The organism is Ruminococcus sp., assembly GCF_017650195.1.
Classification (GTDB): Bacteria; Bacillota; Clostridia; order Oscillospirales; family Ruminococcaceae; genus Ruminococcus.
The window spans coordinates 1-14110 of record NZ_JAGCFH010000055.1 but is presented as its reverse complement, the minus strand read 5'-3'; the positions used below and the strand labels follow the sequence as shown (position 1 = coordinate 14110).

The 14110-nt window shown below is 42.7% G+C and carries 13 protein-coding genes; 6 read left to right on the top strand and 7 right to left on the bottom strand.

What is annotated here, in order from left to right:
- The 4 genes from J6U00_RS02505 to J6U00_RS02490 form a co-directional block, all read right to left on the bottom strand.
- The coding region (locus tag J6U00_RS02505) for a GNAT family N-acetyltransferase (RefSeq protein ID WP_296578410.1) at positions 1-315 on the bottom strand (315 nt) is incomplete at its 3' end.
- A gap of 149 nt (positions 316-464) precedes the next feature.
- A complete protein-coding gene (locus tag J6U00_RS02500) occupies positions 465-713 on the bottom strand; it encodes a hypothetical protein (protein WP_296578407.1) in 249 nt (82 codons plus the stop codon).
- 43 nt (positions 714-756) lie between these two features.
- Positions 757-1293 carry a flavodoxin family protein gene (locus J6U00_RS02495; protein WP_296578404.1) on the bottom strand — a complete coding sequence of 179 codons (537 nt, stop codon included), beginning with the start codon at positions 1291-1293 and terminating at the stop codon, positions 757-759.
- A gap of 607 nt (positions 1294-1900) precedes the next feature.
- Positions 1901-2554, bottom strand: coding sequence for a PH domain-containing protein (locus J6U00_RS02490; RefSeq protein WP_296578399.1), 654 nt, complete (start codon positions 2552-2554; stop codon positions 1901-1903).
- A 53-nt stretch (positions 2555-2607) separates the two neighbouring features.
- Between J6U00_RS02490 and J6U00_RS02485 the strand changes: the two genes are divergently transcribed.
- Positions 2608-3231, top strand: a complete 624-nt coding sequence (locus J6U00_RS02485; protein WP_296578396.1) for a hypothetical protein — start codon at positions 2608-2610, stop codon at positions 3229-3231.
- Between the two features lie 236 nt (positions 3232-3467).
- Here the strand turns inward: J6U00_RS02485 and J6U00_RS02480 are convergent, their stop codons facing one another.
- Entirely contained in the window at positions 3468-4685 is a 1218-nt protein-coding gene (locus J6U00_RS02480; protein WP_296578393.1) for a HAMP domain-containing sensor histidine kinase, read from the bottom strand.
- The gene (locus J6U00_RS02475; protein WP_296578390.1) at positions 4682-5356 is read right to left on the bottom strand and encodes a response regulator transcription factor; all 675 of its coding nucleotides are present in this window, start codon (positions 5354-5356) and stop codon (positions 4682-4684) included. Before J6U00_RS02475 ends, J6U00_RS02480 begins: the two co-directional genes overlap by 4 nt.
- Before the next feature lie 212 nt (positions 5357-5568).
- On the opposite strand from J6U00_RS02475, the gene J6U00_RS02470 reads away from it, so the two are divergent.
- The 5 genes from J6U00_RS02470 to J6U00_RS02450 are packed head-to-tail and all read left to right on the top strand — an operon-like array spanning position 5569 to position 11989.
- Complete coding sequence (locus J6U00_RS02470; RefSeq protein WP_296578387.1) at positions 5569-7473, top strand: hypothetical protein; 1905 nt, start codon at positions 5569-5571, stop codon at positions 7471-7473.
- A gap of 1 nt (position 7474) precedes the next feature.
- Positions 7475-8986 carry an efflux RND transporter periplasmic adaptor subunit gene (locus tag J6U00_RS02465; protein ID WP_296578383.1) on the top strand — a complete coding sequence of 504 codons (1512 nt, stop codon included), beginning with the start codon at positions 7475-7477 and terminating at the stop codon, positions 8984-8986.
- A gap of 1 nt (position 8987) precedes the next feature.
- Positions 8988-10418, top strand: coding sequence for an ABC transporter permease (locus tag J6U00_RS02460; protein ID WP_296578382.1), 1431 nt, complete (start codon positions 8988-8990; stop codon positions 10416-10418).
- Between the two features lie 34 nt (positions 10419-10452).
- On the top strand, positions 10453-11289 hold the full coding sequence (locus J6U00_RS02455; protein WP_296578379.1) for a hypothetical protein: 837 nt from the start codon (positions 10453-10455) through the stop codon (positions 11287-11289).
- Positions 11290-11299: 10 nt separating this feature from the next.
- The gene (locus J6U00_RS02450; RefSeq protein ID WP_296578377.1) at positions 11300-11989 is read left to right on the top strand and encodes an ABC transporter ATP-binding protein; all 690 of its coding nucleotides are present in this window, start codon (positions 11300-11302) and stop codon (positions 11987-11989) included.
- Between the two features lie 176 nt (positions 11990-12165).
- On the opposite strand, the gene J6U00_RS02445 is transcribed toward J6U00_RS02450, so the two are convergent.
- Positions 12166-14110 (bottom strand): leucine-rich repeat protein (locus J6U00_RS02445; protein WP_296578374.1); only part of this gene is annotated, 1945 nt, incomplete at its 5' end.

Genomic DNA, 14110 nt, shown 5'->3' with positions numbered 1-14110 from the left:
TTTATCTGGGAAGCACTTCTCTATCTCGGACAATAACATTGATCCGTAGCCTTTATGTCTGTGGTTGGGATGTACCATGAGCTTGCCAATGTAAACTGTTCCTTCGCTTTCTTTTGCTCGGACTGAGCCAATAATAGTATTATTATCAGTCATTTTCAGTATAGTGCCACTGCTCCACTCATCAATGACTTCATCTAGAGTTTGCTTCAACGGAGGAATGTCTCTGCTTCCGAACAGATCCGCTTCGCTCTGATACGCAAGGTATTGAAGCTGTAATATGTCTTTAAGGTCATTTTCGTTTGCTTTAAGAATCATTTATTTCTCCTGTCGAAACACTTTAATATTCATACTATTTTTTATTGCTTCTTCCATTATTTCACTAATATTCATAGTACTTAGAAATACATATTCCTGTTCTATTGACTCGTCGTCTTTCCATAAGTATAATTCAAATGCATTTATTCTCATGATTCTTCAACAGAATACTTTTTACGATTTATCGTCAGAATTATGGGTGTTGGTATATGTGTTTCTTTCATCAAAATATCAAAGTACATTCCATTGAGAATTTCTATAAACTCTGCTTTGTCATTAACAAAAAATTGTCTCGGAAAACATATTTCTTCTTTTTCCCCCCACCAAAACGTTCTAGTTTTTAAACCAATTTTATTTACATACAGTTCAGGTAAAACTATATCCAAATTGAAATCCATAATCCTTCACATCTATATTTATATATCGATACTTTAAAAATAATTATATCGAAGCTCCCAACTCATATGCTTCTTTCAGCGCAGAATTGTTTTCAATGTCACCTATATCCTTGACTCCGCGCACTAACACCGTACCGATACTTTCAAGCTTAAAGAAGTCCAGCACCATTTTATACTGCATCAGTATTGGATCAAACAAATTCGTTAGCTCTGCTGCTCCCACAAGTAGCAGTCCGAGTTTTTTAATATGGAATGTATTTCTCATAGGCGTGTGAAGTCTGTCCACAATAGCCTTCAACTGTGCGCTTATACCATAGAAATACACCGGTGAAGCTATGACGACTATATCCGCATTTCGCAGCCTTTCATATATTTGTACCATGTCGTCGTTCTGGAAGCACTTGTTACCCTCGCGATTAAAACAGCTATTGCAGCCTATACATGGATTTACATTATAGTCTGCAACGGATATTATCTCCACATTGTTCTTTTTCGCTGCGCCATCAGAAAAGCTTTTCACCAACAATGTAGTATTGCCGTTTTTTCTAATACTACCGACTAATATTATAATGTTACTCATTTCAGCAACCTCTGTCTTATTTCAAAACATATTATACATCAAAGAATTACTTTATATCGTCCATTATCTCCTCAATCTGCTTACCACCGATACCCTTGATTTTGCTGTAATTGTTCCTGCAAGTAATGTCTTTCCATACAATATATAGCCCATTCGTCATTTCTTAAACTTATTATAACATATCAACTATGCAATGTAAATAGTAAAACTGAACTGTCCATATGGCTGCTCACATGTTACAACTCCGATTTTGTATGCTACAGCGACAGCTCACGCAGCGGCATGAATGGAAACGGCCTCGGACTCGCCATTGCTGACAAGACATCTGCTCATATTGGCGGAAAGCTCTCTATTTCGCGCAGCGATAAGGAATTCACATCTGAGTTGAAACTCAGATGAGTTTTTTTCGGTCAGCTTATATAAGAAAAAAGTTTTTTATTAGAAAGAGAATATAACAGAGAGTTCCCGCAAGTGCATAATGTCTTTAAGTTAAAAAGAAGATGTAAGAGATCAAAAACTCTTACATCTTCTTTTTACTTAATGACATTAGCCAATTTTGCGAGACTACTTCGTTACTACATAACATGATCTAATTGGATCATTCAAATTACCATCGCCTGTCGTCATACTGATTGCCATTCTGCTGCATGTAAGAACGCATATCCCTAGGTGCGTTTCCCGGCATGCCAGTGGCAAACGACGGTTGATACTGCATAATCATTTGATAAAGATCTTCGTAATCAGCAATATTTTCAATCTTGACATTGCGCTGATGAGGTGTACGATACTTGCCGGAATACACAATCTCGTCAAGCTTCAGAACAACATCTCCCGTATAAGCGCGTTTGTCAAAAAATGATTGTTGTGTACCAACAGAGATAACCTGCTGATAGGTAATTCTTTCGGTAGTTGTATTGAAAACTCCATGCTGTATATAAACAGCCTGATCAGTGACACAGTAGCATGTATTTTTCGCACGAACAGCAGAGGTCAGCACACCACCAAGATACAGCCAGACAGGCATTAGATGCAGTAAAAAAAATGGAATCAAGAATCCCATCATGCTTTTCCCTATACCGGTTGACGAATGAGAATTTGAATTGGCAGACGACATGAATATGATTCCGAAATCAATTATAGCCCATAATGCCGCAAATGGCAGCAACGGATTAAAGATAGACTCCATAACAGAAACCTTTTTGTTTTTTGTTCCAGACCAGATAATGTGTTCGTTGGGGCCAACCTGGGATTCAAGCAGCATAGTTATTATCCTTTCATGTGAGAAATCTTGTTATAAGTATAACATGACTTTGCATGGTTGTCAAGACAGCTATAAATCACAAATGTTGTTGTTTTCATTTCCGTATTTCTAACTATAGACTATTTTCAACTGAACATGATAAACTATTCAATCCTCAGGCAACTATAAAACAGATAAAAGATTTTGAACAAGAAATAGGAATGCCACTTCCTGTTCCTTTTGGACGTTATCTTACCGAGCTTGGTAATGGTGGTGTTGGTGCAGATTACGGCATTTGGTCTCTTGATGAAATGCGTCGACACAATAAATCTTGTGCGATTAGAAATATATACGAACCTATGCTTGATCATTCACTGAAGGATTCACAGTGGAGAAATTTTGCTGAAGAATATGTTTTTATTGTTGAGAGAAGAGATTGCGTTTCTGATGACGAATGCAAGCAACTTACACAACAACTTATTAAAATGCAAAATCAAATGGCAGCCGGAGGAATATACATCAGCACTCCAGGTTGTACAATGCTATCAATACTGATGTGTCGTGGCAATGCCAGCGGAGAAGTTCTCGTAATTGATTTTAATTGTATGGATCAAACATACTCTGAACCATACTGCAATTGTAAATTCGAGGATTGGATTATAAATGATTTGCAAAAAAGAATAAGCAAGATAGGTTAGATTCTGTTTTGCTTAGTAACATGATAGAATAAAAACTTATGAAAATATGATAAAGAGAGTTCGCGTTTACGGAGATTTATAATGTGTAAAAAACATTATCATTAAAATGACGGTAAAAAAGCACTTCTGAATTTTCAGAAGTGCCTATTTTATTGGGTAAGATGGGAGAGCGAAACCTATGTTATCCGTGCGATAGAAGAAAAAATAAAATGCAGAATTAGAAATATATGTATCAATTATAATTTTACTATGAAACCTATAACTCCTTCATCTGCTTTCACAGCTTTGATGCTTCCTTTATGGTGTTCTGTTATAGACTGTGCGATTGAGAGCCCGATACCAAATCCCGAGCCTGCTGTTCGAGCAGTATCTTCACGGTAAAAGCGATCGAACAGGCGGTCAAGTTTGATATTATCTACCTTTTTGTAGCTGTTTGTCACTGTAAGAATTGGATATTTTTTCTGACTAAGAACAGCCTTTATACTGCCGCCCTCATCACAGTATTTTACAGCATTGTCGAGCAATATTGCGGTGAGTTGACGAATCTCGGACTCATCACCGTGATATTTTATACCTTTATCAATATCAGCTGTAAGGTTCTTGCCGTATATTGATGCAAGTTCGGTAAACTCAGAAACAGTGTCACTGACTGTGCCAGAAAGATCAAACTCGTTAAAGCTTCCCAAAGCTTTTTCCTCATCCATACGCGAAAGTGTAACAAGCCGGTTGACCAGCTTGCTCATACGTTCACCTTCGCTTCGTATATCGTCCAGCCATTCGTTTTGTCCGAGCTCCGATTCGGCAATGTCTATATTTGTGAGTATTAGAGTAAGCGGAGTTTTCAGTTCATGGCTGGCGTCGGTAACGAACTGCTTCTGCTTCTGGTAGCTTTCAGCCGTAGGACGCATTGCATACTTTGAAAGTATGATTATCAGTGCAAGAACGGCAAGACTGCCGATACCGAAAATTCTTATCGTTGATTTCATAAATTCGTTAGATGAAAAACGATGATTTTTTCCGCTGATGAAAATTATCTGTTTATTGCCGTCCTTTTCATATACCTTATACCTGAAGTCGCCGTACCAGCCGCGGCTTTTTCCTTTTTTAAGGACTTCTTCGGCACTATGTTCGGCATCTGTTTCGGAAATGTCAGATACGAATTCCGTACTGCTGCTCTGATATAAACCGTTTTCATCCAGCGATACAGTATAAAAACGTGTGGTGAAAGGAGTATCGTTATTTATAAAATCAGGCAGCGAATTTGAAAATGAGAGAGAAGTATCCTTTTGCTTGGGAAAACTGCCGTTTTCGGAAATGATATCGGCTATGAAATCAAGTCTGCGGTTTTGACGTATTGTATTTGTAACGTATATAGCTGTCACCATTATAACGAACACAGCTAAAAATGACAGGGTACAGATAAGGATAAAGCGCTTGCGCAGTCGTTTTATCATGCTTGTCCCTCCAGTATATATCCCGCATTGCGGATAAACCTTATTTCTGCATTGGCACCTATTGCATTGAGCTTTTTACGGAGATTGGAAATATGCACCCACACCACGCTGGTATCAACTTCTGCATCCCATCCCCATATCCGAGAGACAAGCTGCTCAGTGGTAATGATAGTGCCGTGGTGCTCCATGAGGATCTCTACTATCTGAAATTCTTTTGCGCTCAGTGGCTGTATATTATCTCCGCAGGACAGCTCATAAGTAGATCGGTTCAGTTGCATACCGCAGCATTGCAGTAAGTCAGGCATATAGTTATCCTTACGTCTCAGCATAGCGCGGACTCTTGCGATAAGCTCGGCCGTGGAAAACGGCTTTGCGAGATAATCATCCGCACCTGCTTCAAGTCCCTCTACACGCTGATATACCTCTGTCCTTGCGGTAAGGAACATTGCAGGAGTATTTATTCCCAAGTTTCTCAGTTTTCTGAGGACCTCAAGTCCGTCTAGCTCAGGCATCATCACATCAAGTATCAGACCGTCGTACTGGTTGGTCTTTGCGTATTCAAGGGCATCTGCACCATTTGTAACGCCATCGGCGGAAAAGCGGTTGTGTTCAAATACATGGATTAGCGATTTAAGAAGCTTTGTGTCATCTTCTGCTATAAGAAGCTTCATATATACCCTTCCTTTCACTGCTACAAAATGCTTGCTCATTATTATAATATCATATTGTACTGAAATGAGGCTGAATTTTCTGTGTGAACAAAGTGAAATATGCCTGTGATATTTTCATTAAGGCTTCACATAAATTTTAGGCTGAATTTAGTGACGTATGGTATCATCATATGCAGGAAGTCAAATCCGATACAAAAAAGGATGTGGAGAATATGAAACAGGAAAACACAAGATCCCGTCGGATACGTGTTATAGCGGCTGTATGCGCTATGGTGATCATAGCAGGCGGTTCGGCAGGGATGCTTTCAATGCGTTCAAAGGCCAATGCTCAGTCAGCACAGAGCGATGATACAGAAGTTAAAACAGCAAAAGCAGACGATGGTATCATCAGTGCAGGCGGTACGATAACATCATCACAGCTGAGCGATTCTCTCGGTTTGGATAACACAGCAGTGAAGCTAACAGTCGGGGCTGTGCTTGTTGAGTCAGGAGATACAGTCACCTTGGAAACTCCTTTGTATCAGATAACGGAGGATAGCCTTGCAAAAGCTGAAAAGACGCTTAATAATGAATTACAGAGTGCGAAAAGTAATCTTCTTAAACAGAAAATGTCCTATCAGACAGATAAGAACAAAGCATATCTCCTTTATGAGTCAGAAAAGCTTCTTGGGAATACTGCGCAGAAAGAATATGAGAGCGATATGAATTCCCTTGACAACGACCTGAAAAAAGCTTATGACTCATATCAGGAGGCAGTGGATACTATTAACAATACTCCTAATGAGATATCATCAAAGCAGGCGGAGCTCAGCGAAAAGCAGTCGCAGGCAGACAGCTTGCAGGAGAAGAAAAACTTACTCCAGAATGAAGTTAATGAAGCTAAGCAAAGATACACTTCCTCGGCGGATATGTATAACGAACTGGTATCGGAATATAATGCCTCCGCCGGAACAGTTCGTTACCTTGGAAATGCTCTTGGTATGGATACCTCAGATATTGTCCTTGTAAGCAGTATATCCGCAAAGACAGAGGAGCAGACCGCTTCAGCTGATGACAGACAGCCGTCAGGACAGGATATGATGAAAACGGATGGTCAGTCCTTTGATATGGCAGAGATGAAGATGCCGTCATACAGATCAGGCTTTGATGAAGAGGCTGACAGCACAGAAGCTGATCCACTCACATCTCTTTATGAATCTGCTCTTGAAGAGTACAATTCCCGGAAAGCTCAGCTTAAACAGGCTGAAAGTGAATACAGAGACGCTGAAAATAATTATAAAGTACTTTCGCAGTCTCTCAACGAATGCAGCTCTGAACTAAAGGAAGTGCAGAACAGTGTGACTTCCCTTAATAAAGAGATAAGCAGTCTCAACACTACACTCTCAAAGGCTAAAAGCAATATCAGCAAGCTCCTTTCGGAGTACAACTCCCTGAAAGCTTCATACAGCAAGGATCAGCTCGAGCTAAAAAACAAGCTCGATACCGATAATGCTTCCTATGAAAATGCAGAGTACCATTATCAGATAACCCTTTCAACTATCGAGGACGAGCTTACCAAGGTACAGGAAGCTTACGATACGGCGGAGGAAAATCTTCGAATCTTCAGGGAAGAACTGGCTGGGGGATATATATGCGCAAAACAGAACGCTATAGTCTATTCGCTGAACTGTCAGGAGGGTAGAAATGTAAATGTAAATATGCCATTTGTTTATTATGTGGACGAGAGTAGCTATAAAACTATAGTTGAGCTTGACCAGAATGATGTTACACAGGTAAACATCGGCGATATTGTACTTATATATTCCTCTGAAACAGGTATCTCAAACGGAAAGATCACAGCGATTGCAGAGGGGACTTCAACAAGTCTTGCAGATGTACGGTTCAATATAACAGTTGAAGCAGATGAGAATGCCAATTTGTACAGCGGGCAGTCTGTAAATGTTTACTTCAATTACAGCAGTATGAGAAGCGCAGACTTCTCCGATTTCAAGAGCGATAAGAGCACAGACGGCGAAAGCTTTGGCTCGGGCAGCGGACGTCCCGATTTCAGCGGCGGAATGCCTGAGGGCTTTGATCCGTCAAATATGCCTGATTTCAGCAGAAGAAAGGAAGATTAACATGAAAAAGATAATAGCTGGTACTGCTGCACTTGTTATGGCAGGCGGTGCAGTACTGGGATATAATGTATATCAGAAGTCTTCTCAGAGCAATGCTGCTGAGATAGCAAAGGAAGTAACTGTATCAAGAGGAAACGTTACCGCTGGTGTTACAGAAAGCGCTGCTGTTAAAGTCGATTCTCTTGAGCAGACCTACGATCTTGTACTTACATCCACAAGCGTTTCCGCATCGGTCGAAAGTGGAAGCTCATCACCCTCAGGCGGAATGAGCATGGGTGGTATGAGCGGAATGGGCGGAATGAGCATGGGTGGCATGAGCAGCGGAAAAAGCAGCAGAGGCAGCAACATGGGCTCAACAAGCGTATCAACTCAGTCCGAATCCTCAGCGGTGGCACTTGTTGTGGAGAAAGTAATGATAACTGAGGGACAGACCGTTCAAAAGGGCGATGTCATAATGACTATCACTCAGGAAAGCATAGACGAAGCACGTGAGGCACTTACCAAGGCGGTCGAGGACGCAGAGCTCGCACTCAGACAGGCTCAGATAGAAGCAAGCGAGACTGAGCTCTCTGCTAAGTTTGATTATGATACCCGAGTTGCAGAAGGACAGAACGCCCTTTCAGTATATAATGCAGCACTTAACGAGATAGCGCAGAATATCAGCAGCCTTTACAGTCAGATAGACGATGTAAATGCACAGATAGCTGCCTGCACCGACGATAAGCAGCTCTCACAGCTTCAGACGCAGCTTGAATCTCTGCGTTCACAGCTTTCCTCGGCTGAAAGCTCTCGTTCGGCAGACGAGCTTGCTGCAAAGCAGACCTATGAGGAAGCCTGTATGTACTACGAAAACGCGCAGGATCTATATGAAGTTTCCTTAAACGGTGTAGGCTCTGCGACAGATGAAGCACAGGAAGCTGTTGATGCTGCTAAGGCTGATCTTGAAGCTTTTGAAACATATATTTCAGACGGAAGTATTCGTGCTGAGTACAGCGGAACTATCACAGGAGTGGGCTATTCGTCTGGAGATACTCTTACCTCGGATACTGCTATTGCAAGCTATGCCGATGCCGAAAGCATAACCGTTACCGTAAATGTTACAGAGGACGATATATCCGTAGTTCATATTGAGGATACAGTTGATATCAGTTTCATTTCGTATCCTAATGAGATGTTCAGCGGCTATGTTTCGGAGATAGGTTCGTCTTCCACAAGCGGTAATTCCTCAACTGTAAGCTATCCTGTAACAGTGGTAGTTACAAGCGTTCCTGAGACTCTGCTTTCGGGAATGACCGCAAATGTTACCTTTATCTCAAAGCAGGTGCAGGATGTTCTGTACGTATCAAACAAGGCAATAAACAAGGAGGGGACAGACAGCTATGTGCTTATGAAGAATCAGGACGGCAGCGAGGAGAAGGTCAAAGTTGAAGTAGGCTTTTCCAACGGAAACATCGCCGAGATCAAGGGTGTTTCCGAGGGCGATACTCTCCTAATAAAAGGTAAGGTGTCATGATATGCGTTTTTCGGAGATATTGAATCTTGTCAGGCTGAACCTGATACAGAATAAATTCAAGGTTCTGCTGACTTCCATAGGTATTATTGTGGGAGCTGCAACAATAGTATGCGTTATTGCTATCGGACGCGGTGGAAAAGCCGATGTTGCCGAACAGTTCCGCAATCTCAACGCAGGAGCGTTGGATATAAGTTACGAACAGTCACAGGAAAGATCAGGATTTTCATTCGGCGGAAGTCAGTCCTCATCAAGGAGTGGCGAATCACCTGTAGCGATGAGCGGCAGACCTGACTTTTCAGGTGGAGAATTTCCTTCAATTGGAAGCGGCAGTATGCCCGATTTCTCAGCAAGCAGAGACAGCGGATCGGGTGAAAAAAACAGCCGAAGCGGATTTTTTTCGGGATTTAGCGGAGGTTTCAGCGGCTTGTTTGGCGGCAGCTCCGACAGAAAGAATATCGAGAGCATAACTCTCACAACCGAGGATATGGACGATATCTATTCATCAGTTCCCGGACTGAGCGAAGCCACTATATCCTATACCACAAAACAGGATATTTACGGCGGAAACATTGAGGAGACTGAGTCATACACCATTGCGGGAACACTTTCTGATTATGCAGATCTTAGTAATCTTTCAATGATGTTCGGCGACTATATAACAGACGCGGACAACGATAACAAGTCAAAGGTATGCGTACTGGGCTACAGCGCGGCGAAAAATATTTTCGGCAGCGCCGAGGAAGCCTATGACAACACAGTATATATCGACGATCGCCCTTATACTGTCAGCGGAGTACTGGCGGAACAGGGGACAGTGGAGGCGGGTATAAGTGCTGACGAAGCAATATTTATCCCGTATTCTACAGGTATAAAGTACCTGACCGGCAGCGATATCAGCCCGACTATTACAGTTATCGCTGAAGATGTGAACGATATCGAAACAGTTACCGAAAACGTAAAAATAGTTCTTGCGGCAAGTTATCCCAACGCTGAGTTCACTATCTCAGACGCTGGAAGCAAAATGGAAGCAGCAAACAAGTCAAACAAGACGCTCACACTTATGCTTATCGCTATGGCTTCCATAGTATTCATTATCGGAGGTATCGGTATAATGAACGTTCTGTTCGTTTCTGTAAAGGAGCGTACTCAGGAGATAGGAATACTCAAGGCTATCGGCGGTTCAAGAAAGGATATACTTCTAGAATTCATGATGGAAGCTTGTTGTATAAGCCTGATCGGCGGTATTATCGGAGTGCTTTTAAGCTTTATGATAAGCCCTGTTCTTTCGGGACTTAATATCCGTATGGAAATGTCAGCCGCAGGCGCAGTAATTGCTTTAGCGTTCTCACTTGTTACTGGTACGGTATTCGGCTTTTATCCGGCATGGAAGGCTTCAAAGCTTGTACCTGTTGAAGCTCTTTCAAGCGAATGAGAAATGTATCCTTTAAAGAGGGAGATAGATCATTATGAAAAAACTGATTGCAGCTGCTCTGCTGACCGCAATGCTCGCATCACTGGCTTCATGCGGAAAGAATGCAAAAGCGGCGGATACAGAGTATATTTACGGTAAGATAGATTCCATTTCGGGAAACGACATAGTTCTTCTCTTGGCGGATTATAATGAGGAGGCCGAGTCCTCAGACGCTAAGGATAAAGATGATAAGGACAGCTCTGACGATGAGAATACCGATTCAAAGAGCGAACGAACAAGACCAAGCCGTTCGGATGGCGGTGAAGGGTCAAGGAGCTTCAAAATGCCGGAGGACGGCGAGATGCCCGAAGGCTTTGACCCTGAACAGTTCAGCGGAAAAATGCCCGGTGGATTCAGCAGAAGCGAAGACGGAGAAATCTCAGGAAGCTTTAAAAAGCCCGAAAACGGCGAGATGCCCGAAGGTTTTGATCCTGAACAGTTCATCGGGAAAATGCCCGGTGGATTCAGCAGAAGCGAAGACGGAGAAATCTCAGGAAGCTTTAAAAAGCCCGAAAACGGCGAGATGCCCGAGGGCTTTGATCCGGAAAATTTCAGTGGTGAAATTCCGGAGGGATTCAGCAAATTAGGTGACGGAGAAAAGTCAAAAGGTTTCAGCAGATCTAAGACCAGGGAAAACTCAGGCAGCAGTAAATATACACTGACAGGCGAACAGGAGGAGCTGCGTATCCCCGTTGGTACAACAGTTACAACAAGTCTTGGCGTAAAAACTGATTTCGACGTACTGAGCGCAGGCGATATCATTAAGTGCAGCATTGAGAAGGACACCGAAGGTAATGATGTTGTCACAGAAGTATGGATAATGGAGAAGTGAGGTGCTGAATATGGGAACAGAACAGATAATCTCCATGAAGAATGTCTGCAAGAGCTACAAAATGGGGGCGGAACGTCTGAATGTCCTAAAAAATATAGACTTTACCGTCGAAATAGGCGAATTTACTGCGATACTTGGACCGTCCGGTTCGGGCAAATCCACACTTATGAACATTATCGGATGTATGGACACTCTAGATAGCGGCTCATACGCTCTGAACGGCATACCGATACATCAGACTAAGGAAAAGGAGCTCACAAATATAAGAAATCACGAGATAGGTTTTATATTTCAGAACTATCACCTTATACCGACTTATACAGTAATGCAGAATATAATAATGCCTTTGCTTATTCGGGGACAGGACAGGAAATCAGCTGAAATGGACTGCCGTGATGTCATAGATATGCTCGGACTTTCAGATCGTATCCACCACAAACCGTCGGAACTTTCTGGCGGACAGCGTCAGAGAGTTGCCATAGCACGTGCCTTGTGCAGCAAGCCTTCACTTCTTCTTGCAGATGAGCCCACAGGTGCTCTCGACCAGAGCAGTGGTGCAGAAGTGCTCAAGCTGTTTACAAAGCTCCATGAAATGGGAAATACTATCGTTATGATAACTCATGACCTGAATGTCGCAAATTGGGCGCAGAGAACTGTTCGTATTGTTGACGGAGAGATGTTTGAGGATGTGGCAAATTAAAGCATACTAAATTTTTTAGAAAACTTGTCATATATGTGTGGCAAAAACAAATGACTATAATTAAGAGCCTCCAATTCGGAGGCTCTTTTTGTGGGTTACCCGACATGGGCACTATCTAACGAGTGAAAGTTCACTTGGCTAATCGACTGAGAGATTGGCGGCTTAATTGTCGACTCCTACTCGATTGATGGGGATATGGTTATTGTGTATGTGCCGCCGTTAAGATACGCAGGATCGTAGAACTTATAGCCTTCCGAGAACGGATCAGGTGCATAGTCAGGTCCGTATTGAAAATCGGATATCTGCACTTTCAGTCCGGTATCTACAGTCATATCGCCGTTCCCATCATACCATGCGAAGTCATCAACACTGCTGTCAATGATATTTTTATAATTAAGACCTCTTGTGCCTGGATAGAACAATCCGTCCTGATTCACAAGGCGCAGCACCCGCTGCTTCTCGTCGCTGCTGTCATAGTGAGGGCTGTTTATGCTGTACTTGAACTCCATGCCGAATGCATCTTCCGAGATTTCTGCATTACAGTGCAGGATACGGACTCCGCCTTCTTTTGAGAATAGTGAACTTCGGTTGCCGTTCCAGTCATAAACAGAATTATTGGCTTCTCCAGTAATAAACTCTATTATGAAGTACTCACTGAACCAGTCATTTCCCTTCATTCTTGGTATGATAACACAGGAGGGCTCCTGTTGTGAGGAATTCAGAGTGAATGTCTGCTCACCGCCCGTATAGACCTGTATCTCATCTTCCGTTATCCATCCCAGCATTAACTTTGAAAATGCAGACAGGTCGCCTTTGCCCTCGTCCATGAGCTCCATACCGGCGTCGCCGGTCATTCCGCCGTCACCTGTATCATTGTCACTGTCTTTACAGTAATAATCTGTAAGTCCCATAGCGTGACATAGCTCATGAGCTATCTTGGCGTTTGTACCTGATCGTTCCTGAGGCCAGAACGGGCTCACGCAGTAGGTACCGACCCTGATACCGTCATATCTGTTGCTGCCGGAATAATTTGCAGAAAAAGGCCACCAGTCAGGAATTTTGTTGCCGTAGATGTCAATTGATATCACACTTTCGGGAACTACTATTATCATCGAGTCTAGTGTAGTATCACCGTTGATGTCATAGACTTTGTAATCCAGCCTGTCCTCAAATTCAGCCATTATCTCCTCGACCAATTCCTGTGCATTGTTGTTTACGTAGCTCTCGGCAGGCTTTTTTGCGGTATAATTAATGACATCACATTCAAGGTTCAGTTTGCCATATGACGCACGGTCAAAATAGGCGGGTATACTCTCCAGGGGATAGGCTCTGTCGTTCTTGTTTCCCTCGCCGAAACACTGGCTTTTTATCATATCAGCAAAATCAATCAGATATAAAGAATGATCAGGAAAATCTACTGCAAATACCGGAATACGACTGCTGCCGATACTGGGCATTGAGGGGGCCAAAGTGCTTACAGGAGCTTTCTTGCCAAGTCCTGTCACCTTTGTGATAAGCAGCCTCCTGAGCTCCACAAGATCGAACACATCAAGCCTGTCATCTTTACAGAGATCAGCAGTATTCCAGTCTTTCGACTTTATTTTTCCGCTTCCCGACAGCCACCTTTGAAGCAGTACAAGATCGGCGATACTAGTTTTTTTGTCGCCGTTAACGTCACCCATTATGTGTACAGGTGCGGTGTATTCACTTACACGCTTTATTGCACAGTTTGTTCCGAATACCTGCGTGTATTTCTCCATGAAACCGTCATAGCTCTCATCGGGCAGATACACAACGGTCTCATCGCAGCCGGTGTATATAAAAGACAACGGATCGTAGCTCCAGTTGCTGTTTACTCCCCATCCATTGCTTTTTTCTATGGCTTTGGTGCTCTCCAGAACGATACTTTCAAGGTGCTCACACTGCATAAATGCTATTCCAATATTCGAGACGTTCTTCGGTATAGTTATAGTCTCAAGACAAGTGTTGCCAGCAAAGGCTTCATCGCTAATAGACTCAAGGGACTCCGGCAAACAGAATGAAGATATCTCAGTTCCTGAAAAAGCAGAGGTTTCTATTATCTTCAAGCCCTCGGGTAGATTCACAGCTACAAGTTCTTCT

Bases quoted from the DNA above. Each gene is read 5' to 3' on its own strand.
- J6U00_RS02495 (WP_296578404.1), bottom strand. From the start codon at position 1,293: ATGAGTAACATTATAATATTAGTCGGTAGTATTAGAAAAAACGGCAAT.
- J6U00_RS02450 (WP_296578377.1), top strand. From the start codon at position 11,300: ATGGGAACAGAACAGATAATCTCCATGAAGAATGTCTGCAAGAGCTAC.
- J6U00_RS02490 (WP_296578399.1), bottom strand. From the start codon at position 2,554: ATGCTGCTTGAATCCCAGGTTGGCCCCAACGAACACATTATCTGGTCT.
- J6U00_RS02485 (WP_296578396.1), top strand. From the start codon at position 2,608: ATGGTTGTCAAGACAGCTATAAATCACAAATGTTGTTGTTTTCATTTC.
- J6U00_RS02465 (WP_296578383.1), top strand. From the start codon at position 7,475: ATGAAAAAGATAATAGCTGGTACTGCTGCACTTGTTATGGCAGGCGGT.
- J6U00_RS02480 (WP_296578393.1), bottom strand. From the start codon at position 4,685: ATGATAAAACGACTGCGCAAGCGCTTTATCCTTATCTGTACCCTGTCA.
- J6U00_RS02455 (WP_296578379.1), top strand. From the start codon at position 10,453: ATGAAAAAACTGATTGCAGCTGCTCTGCTGACCGCAATGCTCGCATCA.
- J6U00_RS02460 (WP_296578382.1), top strand. From the start codon at position 8,988: ATGCGTTTTTCGGAGATATTGAATCTTGTCAGGCTGAACCTGATACAG.
- J6U00_RS02500 (WP_296578407.1), bottom strand. From the start codon at position 713: ATGGATTTCAATTTGGATATAGTTTTACCTGAACTGTATGTAAATAAA.
- J6U00_RS02470 (WP_296578387.1), top strand. From the start codon at position 5,569: ATGAAACAGGAAAACACAAGATCCCGTCGGATACGTGTTATAGCGGCT.
- J6U00_RS02475 (WP_296578390.1), bottom strand. From the start codon at position 5,356: ATGAAGCTTCTTATAGCAGAAGATGACACAAAGCTTCTTAAATCGCTA.